A 14,259-nucleotide genomic window follows, 5' to 3' on the forward strand; every position below is an offset into this window, starting at 1 on the left:
CCCCCCCCGGGCTGTCAGTTCGCAGGGCGCAACGGGACGTTCGGGAAGTCGATCGGGACGTCGAGCGCGATGTTCACGTAGTTCGTGAACAGGTTGAGTGCGACCTGCCCGATGGTCTCGACGATCTGGTCATCGCTCCACCCCTGATCGCGCACGGCCTGGACGTCGGCTCCGGACAGCTGGCCGCGGTCGTTCACGAGCTTGAGGGCGAAGCCCAGCAGAGCTGCCGTCTTCGGGTCATCGGACCGACCGTCCTGCGCGGCGGCGAGAGTGTCGCGGGAGAGGCCAGCCTTCTTCCCCAGGGCGGTGTGGGCTGCGAGGCAGTACTCGCAGGAGTTGCGGTTCGCGACGGCCACGGCGATCTGCTCGCCGAGTGCTGCACCAAGGGTGCCGCCGCCGAAGGCTCCGAAGGAGCCCCACATGCTCGCGAGGGCGGCGGGCGAGTTCGCCACGGCCTTGAACATGGCGGGGACGGTACCGAATGCAGCCGTGATCTGGTCGAGGTTCTCCTTGACGGATCCGGTGGCGGTGTCGCGGTCGACGAGGGGGACGTTGGGCATGACGCTCCTTGAGGTGGAAGATGAGACCCGCGTTCGGGCTTGATCCCAGTCTTCCGATCCCTCCAGGCTTACGCGTATCGTATCGTCTTGAATTCCATACAAATCGTCCAAAAGCGGAGCCGGTGACGGCGCTCCTCTCGGATCACCGCCCGAGCGCGCCGAGCAGCTCCACGAAGTGGTCGAGGTCGGCGGGCGACCAGGTGCGCAGGCGCTCACCGATGCGCCCCTCATATCGAGCGCGCGCGATCGCGATGCGCTCCTGCGCGAGATCGGTCGCGACGAGACGACGCGCACGCCGATCCTCAGGATCGGGGACGCTCTCGACCAGGCCGAGCTCCTCCAGCTGACGCACCTGGCGGCTCACGGCCGATTTATCGGTCTGCAGCCGCTCGATGATCGCACCCGCGGATGTCGCCTTGCCGCTCGCGATCGAGGTCAGCACCTGGTAGCCGAGCGGCTGCAGGTCGGGGTGCACGGTGACGGCCGCCTCCCGCCAGCTCACCCGGATGCGCGCGAAGAGGCGTCCGAGTTCGTGCTCGACCCTGCCCACGGCCTGGTCGAGCTCGCTGCCCTCGAGCGCCCCCTCGGGCGCCTCGGGATCGGATGCTGCGGCGCCGGATGCCACGGGCTCGGGGGACGACGCACTCATGCTCGCCAGTTTACGGTGAGTACCCGCCGCACCTGGCGGCGACCGGACGCAGCTGATCGCACGTCAGATCTCCGCGAGCAGGCGGAAGACCTTCGACGCGGACTGGATCTCCTGCGGCGTGAGGACGGCGAGCGCCTCGCGCATCCGGTTCGCATGATCGGCGCGGAGTTCGACGAGCATGTCGCACGCGGTCGGGGTCGCCGTGAGCACCCGCAGCCGCCCGTCATTGTCATCGGGGCGCGATTCGAGCAGACCCAGCTCCTCCAGCATCCGCACCTGTCGGCTGACGACCGACTTGTCCATCTCGAAGCTCTCGGCGAGCTGATGCGCGTTCGCGCTGCCCGCACGAGCGATGAAGCCCAGAAGCTTGTAGCCGGAGGGCTGCAATTCGGGATGCATCCTCGCGGCCGACTCCTTCCAGAGCGATCTGGCACGCGCGAAGATCAGGTTCAGCTGCCCCTGGAACTCTGCGAGCGCCTCGTCGACGTCGCTCGGCACCGCAGTGTCGACCGCGGCCATGTCAGCGCCCGCTCTCGCGATCTTCGCGCTCGAGCACGGTCACCGATCCGGTCGTCGCTGAGGGCTCCCCCGCACCGATACGAATGGTCCCCGTCGACGTGTTCGCCCCCACCTCGGCCTCCGCGACCTCGATCGCCGACTCCTCGGCCTGATCGCGGAGCTGCTCGGCGGCGTTCTTCGTCGACAGCGGCTTGTTCCTGATGAACGCGATCGCGATGATCGACAGCACGGCGAGCGGGATCGCGAGGATGAACGCCTCTGCGATGCCGTGGCCGTACGCGGACTCGACGATGGTGCGGATCGCGTCCGGCATCTCCGACATGTTCGGCACATCGCCCGACGCGAGATGCTTCAGAGCATCCACCTCGTCGGGGGTCGTGGGCGTGAAGCCCTTCAGCCCGCTGGCGATGTACGTGCCGACACTCGTCGACAGCACCGAGCCCATGATGGTGACGCCGATGGTCCCGGCGATCGTGCGGAAGAAGTTGACGTTCGACGACGCGGCGCCCAGCTGCGTGGGAGGGGTGTCGTTCTGCACGATCAGGGTGAGGTTCTGCATGACCATGCCGAGGCCGGCGCCGAGCACGAACATGTACGTCGCGACGAGCACGAACGGCGTGTCATAGCGGAGGGTGGCCATCAGCGTGACACCGATGGTCGCGAGCACGGCTCCCGTGATCATCCAGCCCTTCCACTTGCCGAAACGGCTGACCAGCTGACCGATGATGATCGACGCGCCCATCTGACCGATGATCATCGGGATCGTCATGAGGCCCGACTCGGTCGGCGTCGCTCCCCGCGCGAGCTGGAAGTACTGCGCGAGGAACACGGACGTGGCGAACATCGACACGCCGATGGCGATCGAGGCGATGACCGACAGCGTGAATGTGCGATTGCGGAACAGCGACATCGGGACGATGGGTTCCTTCACGAAGAACTCGACCGCGATGAATCCGAGGATGGTGACGCCGGAGATGACGGCGAGCATCACGCTCGTCGACGAATCCCACTCGAACTGGCTGCCGCCCATCGACACCCAAATGAGAAGCGGCGAGACGCCGACGGCGAGCAGGACGATGCCGAAGTAGTCGATCGACACCTTGGTGCCGCGCTGCGGCTTGGGCAGGTGCAGGGTGAACTGCAGCAGGATGAGGGCGACAATCGCGAAAGGGACGCCGACGAAGAAGTTCGCGCGCCATCCCAGGGTGTCGGTGATGAGCCCGCCCAGGAGCGGTCCGCCGATCGTGCCGAGCGCCATGATGCCGCCCACGACGCCCATGTACTTGCCGCGCTCGCGCGGCGAGATGATGAGCGCGACGGCGATCATCACGAGCGACATCAGACCGCCGACGCCGATGCCCTGGATGACGCGCACGGCGATGAGCATGTTCGTGTCGGTCGAGAAGCCGGCGATCACGGTGCCTGCGGTGAAGAGGATGAGCGAGACCTGGACGAGGATCTTGCGGTCCATGAGGTCGGCGAGCTTGCCCCAGATCGGGGTGGAGACCGCGGTCGCCAGCAGGCTCGCGGTGATGACCCAGGTGTACTGGGACTGGGTGCCGCCGAGGTCGGCGATGATGACCGGCAGCGACGTCGACACGATCGTGCCGGAGAGCACGGCCACGAACATGCCGACGATGAGGCCGGAGATCGCGGTGAAGACCTCGCGCGCCGCGCGCGCGGTCTCCGAGGAGGGTGGGGTGTGGGAAGTCAAAGTGTGGTGCTCCTGCGTCAGAAAGTTGATCTGGGTCAACGATAGACCCTTAGTTGCTCCAAGTCAACTGTAGTGCGATGTCAACTAAGGTCGCGCCGGGGAGTCGCGCAGCACTGGATAGGCTGACTCCGTGATCAGGGTGGCGGACGTGGCCGGCGGAATGCGAAGTGCCATCGCACATGCCTCACGCGCCGCGATCAGTCGGCGCGCGATCCCGGCGTGGGTCGCGGCAGCCGCGCTCACCGTCCTTCTCGTGGTGGTCATCGCATCGGGCGGCCTGGAGACGGACGAGGTCGCGCCGACTCCGCTCGGGGCGGGCGAAGAGGTGCGCATGCCGTTGTATTCGATCACCGTGCTCGACGCGCAGTTGACCGACGAGGTCGAGGATCAGTCGCTGAGCGCGGACAGCGGCGAGACGCTGGTGCTCGTGAGCATGCGAATGGAGAATCTGACCGATCGTCCCATCGGAGTGGGCCGCAGCGCCGACCAGATCGCCTCGCGACTCATCCACGTGGACGAATCGCTCCTCAGCCTGTCCGCAGCCCCTTCGGCAGACAGCAACGGCGTGTGGCGGAACGACGGATCCGCCGGATCCGTGATCCTGCAACCCGACGTTCCCAGCGAGGTGACCATCGCGTGGACCGCCCAGGAGGACGCCTTCGCCGACGGGCTGATCAGCCTCGATGTCTACGACGCCGTCGAGACGCGCGGCCGGATCCTCCTGTCCGCCGACCAGATCAGCTGGCAGCGCGGCGACCTCGCCGCCAGGATCACCGTGGACACGGAGGAGCGCGAATGAGACGACTGCTCCCATGGCTCGTGGGCGGCGCGCTCGCGTTGACCGCCGGGATCGTCACGGCCGTCACACCCGGCGACGAGGTGTACCGGGCGCCGTTCCTGGTTCACGGAACCGGTGACCCCCAGACGGCGAGATCCAACACGCTGGTCGTCACGGCGCTCGAGGCCACGTTCGCCGAACGTGTGAGCGTGGATGCGGCCGAGTGGCACGCCGACGGCAATTGGCTCGTGGTCACCGTCGCCGCGTCCGCACCGCAGACCGAGGTCGACGCCCGCATCCAGCTCGCGACCCTCCGGATCGGTGATCGCGTCTTCCAGTCGAGCGAACGCCCGGGGAACTCGATCACGGAGGCCGATCTCCGCATCGGTATCGACACGGTGGGGACGCTCGCCTTCGAGCTCCCGCCGGATGCGCGCGAGGGCGTGGGCGAGTTGCGCCTGACCACGTCGTACGCCACACCAGTGCTGGGAGATGTCAACGTGCTGCAGGTGCCGCTGGACGGCCTGCCCACCGCCGAGAACATCGATCTCGAGGATCCGACCTTGGGCGCCTCATGAGCTGGTGGCGCAGACAGCGGGTGGCGCTGGCGGCACTCGTCGTCGCCGCCGTCGCGACCGTCGGAGTGCATGCCTGGCTGGATGTCCTGCCGGCGATGCAGACCCAGGCGAAGACGATGACGCAGGTCGCTGACGGCGAGAGCGTCGAGATCGCCGGTCAGACGATGTCGCTGCAGTCGTCACGCTGGGACGAGTTCGAAGCCCCGGCCGGGATGCGCACGATGAGCGTGCGCATGGATGCCGGCGGCGGCGACGATGCGACGTGGTGCCAGGCCTTCACCCTCACCGAAGCGGAGGGCGGACGGGTGTGGCTGGATGCCCGATCCGAGCTCGACGTGCCGTTCGACGCCGGCGAGTCCTCGTGCCGGGAGGAGCCGTTCTCATACGACATCCTTGCGGTGTTCCTCGTCCCCGAGGATGCCGTCGGCCCCTTCCACTTCGACGTCCCCGGCGAGACCTCCGAAGTGGCGCGCTTCACCATCGAGGAGTGAAGGGTGCTCACCGAGCAGCGGTGCTGACGCCTCGCGCGAATCCAGCCGCGCCTCGGGGCGCGCGATGACAGTGTCGTACGCGGTGGCCACGATCGCGACGCGCAACGACTCGGCGACCGCGGCGACCGCGATCGTCAGGAGAGGGAGGAACGCCGACCAGAACCAGTTCTCGTGCCCGCCGATGAGCTGCAGCAGGCCGCGCGTGCCCAGTCGCTCCGCCAGCGCCCAGAGCGCGTAGGCCAGCACGAAGGCGCCGAAGATCACCGGACCGCCCCTCCAGACGACGGCGATGGCCGCCCACAGGCTCTCGAAGCGCTGAAGCAACGTGCGCGACAGGGTCGCGGCCGTGCCGCGCAAGGCGGCGAGTCCTCGTTCCACCGGCTTCGGCGCGGCGTCGAAGGTCGTTCCGTAGATGACTCCGGCCACAGCCAGCCATGCGGCAGGAACGAGCAGCACGGCGGCGAGCAGTCCGGAGACCCACACCAGCGCCTCCCAGACCGCGGCGATCGGGGCGATGTTCACCGCGAACCAGTCGCCGATGCTCTGCAGCCAGCCCATTCCGACCGTTCCCTCCAGCCACCCCTTGGTATCCGCCCACCACTGGGCGACGAGCGTGAAGAGCATGAACGTCCAGAGGACCTCGGCGTACGCGGCGAGCGCGAGGGTCCAAGAGGGCAGGCGGTGACTGTATTTCGCGAGCAGCAGCCGAGTTGCGAGGGCGATCACCAGCACGGCGATCGGGAGGGCCCCCACAGCGACGAGGCCGCCACGATCCGCGAGTCGCTCGGAGTCGAAGTTGGCGTCGAAGAGGGCGATGGAACTGGCGATGTTGAAGAACTCGATCAGATCGGTGTTCAGCATCCCCCACGCCGAGTAGAAGGCGAAGAACGGCAGGATCGACACGAGGATGGCCACGGCGAACTCGCGGTGTCCGTCGACCTCCGGCCTGGGCACATGCGCCAGCGACCGACGGACGGTGAGGTACATCGCGACATACGCCACGAGCTTTGCCGAGACGGCGAGCGGCAGCAGCAGCAGGCCGCCGAGCGTCGTGTAGCCGCCCACGAATCCGGCCAGCTGGACGAGCAGCTGGTGCACCGCCTCTCCCCCGAGGTACCACGCGATCAGCGCGGGCCAATGCCGCGCGAGGGTGCGCCCGAACGTGCGGAGGGGCTGAGGCATGAACTCACGGTATCGGTCGCGAGCAGTCCTTCGTGCAGGCCGACTCGCGAGAGCGGCTTCGCAGCGCTGCCTGGCGCGCCCGCGCTGATACTGTGACGGCGGTGGACACTGCGTCCTGGGGCCCTGGTGAGCTGGAGAGAAACTCAAGATGAAGCGAACGTCACGGTGGCGCATCGCGCCCCTCGCGATGCTGGCTGCGGTGGCCGTGCTCGTCGGGACGATCGCGCCCTCGCTCGCACCCGCTGCCCCTGCGTCGGCGGCGACGGACGGCCAGATGATCTACCCGGCATCCGGCACCGTCCAGTCCAAGATCGGCGACGGCTGCCGGGGCGACTACCGCAACCATGACGGCATCGACATCTCCGGCCAGGGCGGCACCCCCATCCTCGCCGCGTACGACGGAGTCATCAAGACACGTGCCTGGAGCAACGGCTACGGCTACTACGTCGACATCCACCACACGGCCGGATACGTGACCCGCTACGCGCACATGGTCTCGCAGGGTTCTGTCGCCCCGGGTGCGCAGGTCGTTCGAGGTCAGCAGATCGGCATCGTCGGCAGCACCGGCAACTCGACCGGCGCGCACCTGCACTTCGAGGTGTGGCGGAACGGTTCCGTGTTCACGGCGATCAACCAGGGCTTCGTCTGCCTGTCCACCGTCACGCGGGGTGGAAGGATCCCGCTGGTCTTCCCCGGGCTGAGCACGGCTGCACCGGCGCCGGTGCTCTCCGGCGACTACAACGGCGACGGCAAGGCGGATCTCCTCGGGGTCGCCGCCGACAGCGACCTGCATTTCCTCGCGGGCAACGGCAGCGGCGGGTTCCTCAAGGGCTCGACCATCACCAGCGCGGGGGGCGCCCACAGGCACCTGACCCACGCGGATCTCAACGGCGACGGCCGGTCCGACATGCTCGTCGCCCGCAGCGACGGAGCGCTCGAGTTCTATGCGGGCAACACCAGCGGCGGATTCGGGGCATTCAGCACTCCCGGTGCCGGGTGGTACGGGATGCTGCACGTGACGTCCGGGGCGGATTTCTCCGGAGACGGCCACCAGGACGTGCTGGGTGCTTCAGCGTCGGGCGTGCTCACGCTCTACCGCGGCAACGGCACCGGCGCGCTGCCCGGGCCGCACTCGGTGATCGGCAGCGGCTGGAACTCGATCCGCTACATCGTCGGCGGCGAGTTCAACGGCGATCGACTCGGCGACATCATGGCCGTCGCGAGCGACGGCACCCTCTACTTCTATCCCGGTCTCGGCGGCCGGTTCGGAACCAGAGTCGCGGTCGGCAGCGGTTGGGGCACGATGACAGCGCTCACCGGCGGCGTCGATTACAACGGCGATCGGAAGGCCGACCTGATCGCGCGCACCGCTACGGGCGAGCTCTATCTGTATCCGGGCGACGGCACTGGCCGGTTCAAGGCCCGGATCCTCATCGGCTCCGGCTGGGGCGGGTATCTGCAGATCGAGTGACGCCACGTAGCGGAAGACGGCGTCGATGCTCGCCTTCCCTCACGCACCACTAGCGTTGGTCCCGATGATCACGATCGACGAGCACGGCGCGCGCATCATGACGGGCGCCGCCATCCCTGTCACGAAGACGCCTGCCACGGCGGCGCTCGTGCTCGCCGGCGGCCGATCCGCTCGTCTCGGCGGGGTCGAGAAGGCGACGGTGGAGATCGACGGCATCGAGCTGATCGACCACGTGTACGCCGCGATACGCGGGTGCACGCCGATCATCGCCGTGGGCCCGGAGGGGATCGCTCGGCCCGGCATCCGCGTCGTGCGGGAGTCCCCTCCCTTCGGCGGTCCGGCAGCGGCATTCGCGGCCGGACTCCTCCCCCTCGCCGATACGGATGCCGTCGAGACGTGGCTGCTCGCCTGCGATCTCCCCCGCGCGCCCGAACTCGTCGCGCTGCTGGCGGCCGTGCCGATCCCCGACAACGCGGACGCCGTCGTCGCCATGGATGCCGAGGGACGGGTGCAATGGCTCGCCGGCCGCTACCGCCTCTCCGCGTTGAGGGCCGTCGTGGCGCAGCATCCGGAAACCAGCGGAATGTCGATGCGCAAGCTGTTCGAGGGGCTCCGGATGCACCCCGTCGACGATGGTGGAGCCGCCGTCGACCTTGATACCTGGTCGGCCATCGAGGACTATCGAAGCACGCGAAAGGACGATCATGCCTGATTCTCCCGAAGACCTGGACGCCTGGGTGCGCACGCTCGCCGAGTCGCTGGGACTCGCTGACGACCAGCATCCGATCGGCCTGCTGCTCGACCTCACCCGTGACGCCGCGCACGGCGTCGTGCGGCCGGCGGGTCCGCTGACGACGTACCTCGTGGGCCTCGCCGTCGCACAGGGCATGACGGTCGAGGATGCCGCGGCCCGCGCCCGCGCGACGATCGCCGAATGGAAGGCGGCTCCGCCGCGACCTGCCTGAACGGGCCTGGACCTGCCTGAACGGGTAGGGGCAAACGGTTCGAGAGTAGGTATCGCCCTCCGCGCGGCTGGGACAGTCTGGACGTGCGGAGATCCTCCGCCCGAGAGGAAGGACGAAGATGTCTGGAAACAGAGCGGTCGCCTACGAGGGCCCCGGCGTCGTGAAGGTGATCGACACCGAGTACCCCGACTTCGAGCTTCACGACGGTCCGGGAGTGAATCCGGCGAACGTCGGCCGCAAGATCCCGCACGGCGTCATCCTCCGCACCGTCGCGACCAACATCTGCGGGTCGGATCAGCACATGGTGCGCGGGCGCACGACCGCCCCTGCGGGGCTCGTGCTCGGCCACGAGATCACCGGCGAGGTCGTCGAGGCCGGTCCGGATGTCGAGTTCATCAAGGTCGGCGACATCGTCTCCGTGCCGTTCAACATCTCGTGCGGACGCTGCCGCAACTGCAAGGAGGGCAAGACGGGCATCTGCCTGAACGTGAACCCCGATCGGCCGGGCAGCGCCTACGGCTACGTGGACATGGGCGGCTGGGTCGGCGGCCAGGCCGAGTACGTGCTGGTGCCGTACGCGGACTGGAACCTGCTGAAGTTCCCTGACCGCGACCAGGCGCTGGAGAAGATCCTCGATCTGACGATGCTCTCCGACATCTTCCCCACCGGTTTCCACGGCGCCGTCACCGCCGGAGTGGGCGTGGGTTCGACCGTCTACATCGCCGGCGCCGGCCCGGTGGGTCTCGCGGCGGCCGTCGGCGCACAGCTGCTGGGTGCCGCCGTCGTGATCGTGGGCGACATGAACGAGGACCGCCTGGCGCAGGCGCGCAGTTTCGGCTGCGAGACCATCAACGTCGGCGAGGGTGCGGTGCCCGACCAGCTCGACCAGCTCCTGGGTGCGCCGGAGGTGGATGCGGCAGTGGACGCGGTCGGATTCGAGGCGCGCAGCGAGGGCCACGGCGCCAAGGCGAAAGAGGCCCCGGCCACAGTTCTCAACTCGCTCATGGATGTGACGGCCGCTGGCGGAGGCATCGGCATCCCCGGCCTCTACGTCACGGGAGATCCCGGCGCCGTCGACGAGGCGGCCAAGGTCGGCTCGCTCTCGATCAGCCTCGGCACCGGCTGGGCCAAGTCGCTGTCGTTCACCACAGGGCAATGCCCCGTCATGCGTTACAACCGGCAGCTCATGATGGCGATCCTGCATGACAGGGCGCACATCGCCAAGGCCGTCAACGCGAAGCCGATCACGCTGGACGAGGCGCCGCAGGGCTACGCCGAGTTCGATGCCGGCGCCGCCACGAAGTACGTCCTGAACCCCAACGGATACATCGTTTCCTGAGATCTGACCAAGTCCCGGCAGGGGCCGGGCAGAAACAGAAGGAGTAGATCATGACCACCGTGAACCTCGAGGATGCGCGCCGCGTCATCGCCGCCGCAGAGCAGAAGGCCACCGAGATCGGACAGCCCATGAACATCGCGGTCGTCGATTCCGGTGGCAATCTCGTCGCGCATGTGCGGCAGGACGGCGCCTGGATCGGCAGCGTCAACATCTCGATCAACAAGGCATGGACGTCGAAGGCCTTCGACATCTCGACGAAGGACCTCGGCGACAACTCGCAGCCGACGCAGCAGTTCTTCGGCATCCAGAACACGAACGGCGGCAAGGTCGCGATCTTCGCCGGCGGCATTCCGCTCGTGCGCGACGGCGTGGTCGTGGGCGCCGTGGGTGTCAGCGGCGGCTCCGGCGAGCAGGACCACTCGGTCGCCGAAGCAGGAGTGGCAGGGTTCTAGACATTTCCGAGAGCTCCCCGCCCGGACGGGTGGGGAGCTCTCGGGTAGGTTGGCGTCATGGACGGCGAAGATGCTTCCCCCGGAACACGCAGGCTCCTGGTCGATCTGGATCGGACGGTCGCGGATCAGGCCGATCGCCACGCGCTGGAGCTCGAGTCTCTGCTCGCGATCCTGAGATCGCCGCGGCTCGATGATCGCTCTGCCCGGTCGTCAGCGATCGACACCGCGGCGTCGGCGCTGGTGAGGTTGCGAACCGAAGCCGACGAGCAGCGCAGCTCGATACTCGAACCCGTGGTCGGAGCATTCGCACGACTGCGCAGCGATCTGCGCCCGCTCGAGCGGTTCGGCTCGCTGGAGATCCAGTTCGTCGAGCCGCCGGCCACCGGAAGGGCGCTGCCCAGCGAGGTGGCCCATGCCGCGCGGGCGATCGTGCGCAACACGATCCTCGGCCTGGTCGACGGTGGTGAGGTGAACCGCGTGCGGGTGCAGTGGGACTGCGATGGACTCAACCTCCTCGTCAGCATCCGGGACGACGGGCGCGGCAATCTGAGCGTGCACGACGAGTCGCTGCGTCCGATCGCCGAACGGGTCACGTCGCTCGACGGTGTGCTGAGCGTCGACGCCACGCCGGGATGGGGTTCCTCTGTGGATGTGACGCTTCCCCTCGATCCGCGCTCCGACACACGACCTCTGGCGAGCGGTGCGGTGCTGACCGTGCGAGAGCACGATGTGCTGCGCCTCGTCACCGCCGGCGAGCGCAACCAGGCGATCGCCAGCCAACTCGGGATCAGCGCCAACACCGTGAAGTTCCACGTGTCGAATCTGCTGCGCAAGGTCGGGGCCAGCACGCGGGCCGAGCTGACGGCGCTGGCACTGGCACGTTAGGCCTACGCCTCCGGCTCTTCCTGAAGGGCACGGACCTCGATGCGGCACTGCAGTGCGGCCGACGCCTTGGTCGCCCATTCGACGGCCGCGTCTGCGTCAGCGGCCTCGATCACCCAGAAGCCGCCGACGTACGAGGACGCCTCCACGAACGGCTCATCGAGCACCGCGGTCTGCCCCGACGAGACATCGACGGTCTTCGCGGTCGATGGCGGGTACAGGCCGCCGGCGAACACGAACGCGCCGGAGTCCTTCAGCGCCGTGTTGAACTCGTCGACTGCCGCCATGACCGCGGCGAGCTCCGCCGGGTCGAAGTCCTGCATCGACTCCATCGTCGGTTCGGTCGCGGAGTCGTGCGGCACGGTCAAGAAGTACTGAGTCATGATTGATCCTCTCGGTTTCGGGCCACGTTATGTCGCCCTCTCACTACTACGTCGAACGGGTCAGGCCCGGATCGACATCGTGGGCGAAAAAGTTCTCATGGCGATCAGGCTGCGGAGTCGACTCTCCGCCGGGCATCGAAGCGGCGTCGGTACGCGGACGGAGTCGTCGCGTACGCGGCATGGAAGTTCTGCCGCAGAGTCACCGGACTGGCGAAGCCGCATCTCGACGCGATGGCGTCGATGCCGAGATCGGTGAGCTCGAGCAGCCGTCGCGCCTCGTCCAGCCGACGCTCCCGCAACCAGGCCGCAGGTGTGCTGCCGGTGTTCTCTTTGAAGGCCCGGATGAAGCTGCGAAGGCTCATCCGAGCGGCGTGCGCGAGGTCGGCTACGCCGATCCGCTCATCGAGATGCTGCGTCGCCCAGTCGAGCGCCTCTGATATCGGACTCAGCGAGTTCACCTCCGGGACGGGGCGGTCGATGTACTGCGCCTGCCCGCCACTGCGGTGGGGAGCGACGACCAGGCTGCGCGCCACCCGATTCGCCGCATCCGACCCGAGACGGGCACGGACGAGGTGCAGGCATGCGTCGATGGCCGCCGCGGTACCGGCAGACGTCATCACATCGCCGTGATCGATGTACAGGACGGTGCGATCGACATCTGTTCCCGGGTGACGGGAGCTGAACTCGTCCAGCGAGCGCCAGTGGGTCACGGCAGGCCGGGAATCGAGCAGACCGCTGTCCGCGACAGGGAACGCACCGAGACAGAGCCCCGCGACGGATGCGCCGTCGCCGTGCGCACGCCGCAGCATCTCGGCGAGCTGTGCACTCGGCGCCCTCAGGTCGCTGTGCCATGACGCGATGACGATCACGTCAGCGCCGAGAGCATCCTCGAGGCCATGGATCCCGCCGATCCGATATCCCTCGTCGGTGGTGATGTCCGTACCCTGCTCGTTGAACAGGATGGTGTCCCACACCGCCAGGTGCTGGCGGGTGACCTCGCCGAACACCATCGGCGGGACCGACAGGTGGAACATCGTCGCACCGTCGAAGGCGTAGACAGCGATCCGCAACTTCGGCTTTGGCGTGAATTCATCGAAACCATGCATACGTGCCAATTGTGCCATAGGGTCGGCTGAGCGAACCTGGATGACAAGATCCGCTCACAACCCCAGGAGAACCATGTCCGCTCCCCGCCGCGCCCTCATCGTCATCGACCCCCAGCAGGAGTACTTCACCGGACGCCTTCGCATCCAGCATCCGCCGCGCGAGGAATCGATCCAGCGCATCGCCGACGCGATCGACGCCGCGGAGCGCGTCGGGATCCCGGTGGTCATGGTGCAGCACACCGCGGGAGACGATGCCCCCGTGTTCAATCCGACGACACCGGACTTCCGGCTCCACGCGTCGCTCGAGAACCGCGATTCGACCGGGTGGAAGACGATCGTCAAGCAGTACAGCTCGGTCTTTCCCGGCACCGGCCTGCATGAGTGGCTCGTCGAGAATCAGGTCGACACGATCACCCTCGTCGGATACATGACGAACAACTGCGTGCTCGCCACGGCTGCCGATGCCGAGACCCGCGAACTCACGGTCGAGGTCATCTCGGATGCGACCGGCGCCATCGACATCGCCAACGAAGCGGGATCAGCCAGCGCGGAGACAGTGCACACGACGCTGATGACGCTGCTGAACTCGAGCTGGGCGGCCGTCGCGCCCACCGACGCCTGGGTCGAAGCCCTCGAGACGGGCGCCGTGCTTCGTCGGGGGAATCTGCCCGAATCGGCCGCGCTGGGTGCGGCCGCGCACGCCTGACGCGCCCTCTTGCGGGCCGCTCAGCCGTTGTCGGCGCTCACCGAACGCAGGTCGTAGGCGTCGCGCGCGACGAGCACCTCCTCGATGTGGTGCTCGGCCCACCGCCCGCGGGCGGTGAGCGGCTCGCGAAGAGTGAGGCCGAGCGGTGTGAGTTCGTACTCGACCCGAGGAGGCATCTCGTCGTACGCGGTGCGCGTCAGCAGTCCGTCGCGCTCGAGGTCCCGAAGAGTGTCGGCGAGCACCTTGGCACTGATGCCGCCCACCCGTTCGCGGATGGCGCCGAACCGCGCCGGACCATCGCTCAGCGCGATCACGATCATGGCGGTCCATTTGTTCGCGACCCTCGCCAGAGAGGTGCGCGAAGGGCAGCTGGCCAACATGACGTTCCACACCGGATCGGACATCAGGATCTCTTTCCATAGTTACGTTGAGGTAACAGGTTACCAAATGTAATCATGAAGTCTCACCCACGATGAAGGAGAAA

Annotated in this window: 18 protein-coding genes; 10 read left to right on the forward strand and 8 right to left on the reverse strand. The window is 67.6% G+C overall.

Going from position 1 to position 14,259, the window contains the following annotated elements:
- Positions 1-14: 14 nt before the first annotated feature.
- From ACNPNP_RS17655 to ACNPNP_RS17670, 4 genes are all read right to left on the reverse strand, one after another.
- Positions 15-560, reverse strand: coding sequence for a carboxymuconolactone decarboxylase family protein (locus ACNPNP_RS17655; RefSeq protein ID WP_448967364.1), 546 nt, complete (start codon positions 558-560; stop codon positions 15-17).
- A gap of 142 nt (positions 561-702) precedes the next feature.
- The gene (locus ACNPNP_RS17660; RefSeq protein WP_448967365.1) at positions 703-1,209 is read right to left on the reverse strand and encodes a MarR family winged helix-turn-helix transcriptional regulator; all 507 of its coding nucleotides are present in this window, start codon (positions 1,207-1,209) and stop codon (positions 703-705) included.
- A 63-nt stretch (positions 1,210-1,272) separates the two neighbouring features.
- Entirely contained in the window at positions 1,273-1,728 is a 456-nt protein-coding gene (locus ACNPNP_RS17665; protein ID WP_448967366.1) for a MarR family winged helix-turn-helix transcriptional regulator, read from the reverse strand.
- Between the two features lies 1 nt (position 1,729).
- A complete protein-coding gene (locus ACNPNP_RS17670; RefSeq protein WP_448967399.1) occupies positions 1,730-3,472 on the reverse strand; it encodes an MFS transporter in 1,743 nt (580 codons plus the stop codon).
- 100 nt (positions 3,473-3,572) lie between these two features.
- On the opposite strand from ACNPNP_RS17670, the gene ACNPNP_RS17675 reads away from it, so the two are divergent.
- The 3 genes from ACNPNP_RS17675 to ACNPNP_RS17685 are packed head-to-tail and all read left to right on the forward strand — an operon-like array spanning position 3,573 to position 5,289.
- Positions 3,573-4,241, forward strand: a complete 669-nt coding sequence (locus ACNPNP_RS17675; RefSeq protein WP_448967367.1) for a hypothetical protein — start codon at positions 3,573-3,575, stop codon at positions 4,239-4,241.
- Positions 4,238-4,798 (forward strand): hypothetical protein, encoded by a 561-nt coding sequence (locus ACNPNP_RS17680; protein WP_448967368.1) that lies wholly within the window; start codon positions 4,238-4,240, stop codon positions 4,796-4,798. The genes ACNPNP_RS17675 and ACNPNP_RS17680 overlap by 4 nt, the downstream gene beginning before the upstream one ends.
- Positions 4,795-5,289 carry a hypothetical protein gene (locus ACNPNP_RS17685; RefSeq protein ID WP_448967369.1) on the forward strand — a complete coding sequence of 165 codons (495 nt, stop codon included), beginning with the start codon at positions 4,795-4,797 and terminating at the stop codon, positions 5,287-5,289. The genes ACNPNP_RS17680 and ACNPNP_RS17685 overlap by 4 nt, the downstream gene beginning before the upstream one ends.
- On the opposite strand, the gene ACNPNP_RS17690 is transcribed toward ACNPNP_RS17685, so the two are convergent.
- Positions 5,179-6,471: a hypothetical protein gene (locus tag ACNPNP_RS17690; protein ID WP_448967370.1), complete on the reverse strand. Its 1,293-nt coding sequence runs from the start codon at positions 6,469-6,471 to the stop codon at positions 5,179-5,181. The genes ACNPNP_RS17685 and ACNPNP_RS17690 overlap by 111 nt on opposite strands.
- Positions 6,472-6,619: 148 nt before the next feature.
- Here ACNPNP_RS17690 and ACNPNP_RS17695 point away from each other — a divergent pair, with 148 nt between their 5' ends.
- The 6 genes from ACNPNP_RS17695 to ACNPNP_RS17720 all read left to right on the forward strand — a co-directional run bounded on the left by ACNPNP_RS17695 (position 6,620) and on the right by ACNPNP_RS17720 (position 11,583).
- Complete coding sequence (locus tag ACNPNP_RS17695; protein ID WP_448967371.1) at positions 6,620-7,942, forward strand: peptidoglycan DD-metalloendopeptidase family protein; 1,323 nt, start codon at positions 6,620-6,622, stop codon at positions 7,940-7,942.
- Between the two features lie 64 nt (positions 7,943-8,006).
- Positions 8,007-8,654, forward strand: a complete 648-nt coding sequence (gene mobA, locus ACNPNP_RS17700) for a molybdenum cofactor guanylyltransferase (RefSeq protein WP_448967372.1) — start codon at positions 8,007-8,009, stop codon at positions 8,652-8,654.
- Positions 8,647-8,907, forward strand: coding sequence for a DUF6457 domain-containing protein (locus ACNPNP_RS17705; RefSeq protein WP_448967373.1), 261 nt, complete (start codon positions 8,647-8,649; stop codon positions 8,905-8,907). Before mobA ends, ACNPNP_RS17705 begins: the two co-directional genes overlap by 8 nt.
- 118 nt (positions 8,908-9,025) lie before the next feature.
- A complete protein-coding gene (gene fdhA, locus ACNPNP_RS17710; protein ID WP_448967374.1) occupies positions 9,026-10,246 on the forward strand; it encodes a formaldehyde dehydrogenase, glutathione-independent in 1,221 nt (406 codons plus the stop codon).
- A 50-nt stretch (positions 10,247-10,296) separates the two neighbouring features.
- Positions 10,297-10,698, forward strand: a complete 402-nt coding sequence (locus ACNPNP_RS17715; protein ID WP_448967375.1) for a GlcG/HbpS family heme-binding protein — start codon at positions 10,297-10,299, stop codon at positions 10,696-10,698.
- Between the two features lie 57 nt (positions 10,699-10,755).
- Positions 10,756-11,583: a helix-turn-helix transcriptional regulator gene (locus ACNPNP_RS17720; RefSeq protein WP_448967376.1), complete on the forward strand. Its 828-nt coding sequence runs from the start codon at positions 10,756-10,758 to the stop codon at positions 11,581-11,583.
- Positions 11,584-11,585: 2 nt separating this feature from the next.
- On the opposite strand, the gene ACNPNP_RS17725 is transcribed toward ACNPNP_RS17720, so the two are convergent.
- Positions 11,586-11,963, reverse strand: a complete 378-nt coding sequence (locus ACNPNP_RS17725) for a YciI family protein (RefSeq protein ID WP_448967377.1) — start codon at positions 11,961-11,963, stop codon at positions 11,586-11,588.
- A 104-nt stretch (positions 11,964-12,067) separates the two neighbouring features.
- Entirely contained in the window at positions 12,068-13,069 is a 1,002-nt protein-coding gene (locus tag ACNPNP_RS17730; protein WP_448967378.1) for a GlxA family transcriptional regulator, read from the reverse strand.
- 73 nt (positions 13,070-13,142) lie between these two features.
- Between ACNPNP_RS17730 and ACNPNP_RS17735 the strand changes: the two genes are divergently transcribed.
- On the forward strand, positions 13,143-13,775 hold the full coding sequence (locus ACNPNP_RS17735; protein ID WP_448967379.1) for an isochorismatase family protein: 633 nt from the start codon (positions 13,143-13,145) through the stop codon (positions 13,773-13,775).
- A gap of 20 nt (positions 13,776-13,795) precedes the next feature.
- Here the strand turns inward: ACNPNP_RS17735 and ACNPNP_RS17740 are convergent, their stop codons facing one another.
- Positions 13,796-14,179 carry a winged helix-turn-helix transcriptional regulator gene (locus ACNPNP_RS17740; protein ID WP_448967380.1) on the reverse strand — a complete coding sequence of 128 codons (384 nt, stop codon included), beginning with the start codon at positions 14,177-14,179 and terminating at the stop codon, positions 13,796-13,798.
- Positions 14,180-14,259 lie beyond the last annotated feature (80 nt).

Source organism: Microbacterium xerophyticum, from assembly GCF_053543555.1.

Excerpts from the sequence above, each read along its gene's own strand:
- ACNPNP_RS17695 (WP_448967371.1), top strand. The coding sequence starts at position 6,620 with ATGAAGCGAACGTCACGGTGGCGCATCGCGCCCCTCGCGATGCTGGCT.
- ACNPNP_RS17690 (WP_448967370.1), bottom strand. The coding sequence starts at position 6,471 with ATGCCTCAGCCCCTCCGCACGTTCGGGCGCACCCTCGCGCGGCATTGG.
- ACNPNP_RS17740 (WP_448967380.1), bottom strand. The coding sequence starts at position 14,179 with ATGTCCGATCCGGTGTGGAACGTCATGTTGGCCAGCTGCCCTTCGCGC.
- ACNPNP_RS17665 (WP_448967366.1), bottom strand. The coding sequence starts at position 1,728 with ATGGCCGCGGTCGACACTGCGGTGCCGAGCGACGTCGACGAGGCGCTC.
- ACNPNP_RS17655 (WP_448967364.1), bottom strand. The coding sequence starts at position 560 with ATGCCCAACGTCCCCCTCGTCGACCGCGACACCGCCACCGGATCCGTC.
- fdhA (WP_448967374.1), top strand. The coding sequence starts at position 9,026 with ATGTCTGGAAACAGAGCGGTCGCCTACGAGGGCCCCGGCGTCGTGAAG.
- ACNPNP_RS17725 (WP_448967377.1), bottom strand. The coding sequence starts at position 11,963 with ATGACTCAGTACTTCTTGACCGTGCCGCACGACTCCGCGACCGAACCG.
- ACNPNP_RS17730 (WP_448967378.1), bottom strand. The coding sequence starts at position 13,069 with ATGCATGGTTTCGATGAATTCACGCCAAAGCCGAAGTTGCGGATCGCT.
- ACNPNP_RS17720 (WP_448967376.1), top strand. The coding sequence starts at position 10,756 with ATGGACGGCGAAGATGCTTCCCCCGGAACACGCAGGCTCCTGGTCGAT.
- ACNPNP_RS17680 (WP_448967368.1), top strand. The coding sequence starts at position 4,238 with ATGAGACGACTGCTCCCATGGCTCGTGGGCGGCGCGCTCGCGTTGACC.
- ACNPNP_RS17715 (WP_448967375.1), top strand. The coding sequence starts at position 10,297 with ATGACCACCGTGAACCTCGAGGATGCGCGCCGCGTCATCGCCGCCGCA.
- ACNPNP_RS17660 (WP_448967365.1), bottom strand. The coding sequence starts at position 1,209 with ATGAGTGCGTCGTCCCCCGAGCCCGTGGCATCCGGCGCCGCAGCATCC.
- mobA (WP_448967372.1), top strand. The coding sequence starts at position 8,007 with ATGATCACGATCGACGAGCACGGCGCGCGCATCATGACGGGCGCCGCC.
- ACNPNP_RS17735 (WP_448967379.1), top strand. The coding sequence starts at position 13,143 with ATGTCCGCTCCCCGCCGCGCCCTCATCGTCATCGACCCCCAGCAGGAG.
- ACNPNP_RS17685 (WP_448967369.1), top strand. The coding sequence starts at position 4,795 with ATGAGCTGGTGGCGCAGACAGCGGGTGGCGCTGGCGGCACTCGTCGTC.
- ACNPNP_RS17705 (WP_448967373.1), top strand. The coding sequence starts at position 8,647 with ATGCCTGATTCTCCCGAAGACCTGGACGCCTGGGTGCGCACGCTCGCC.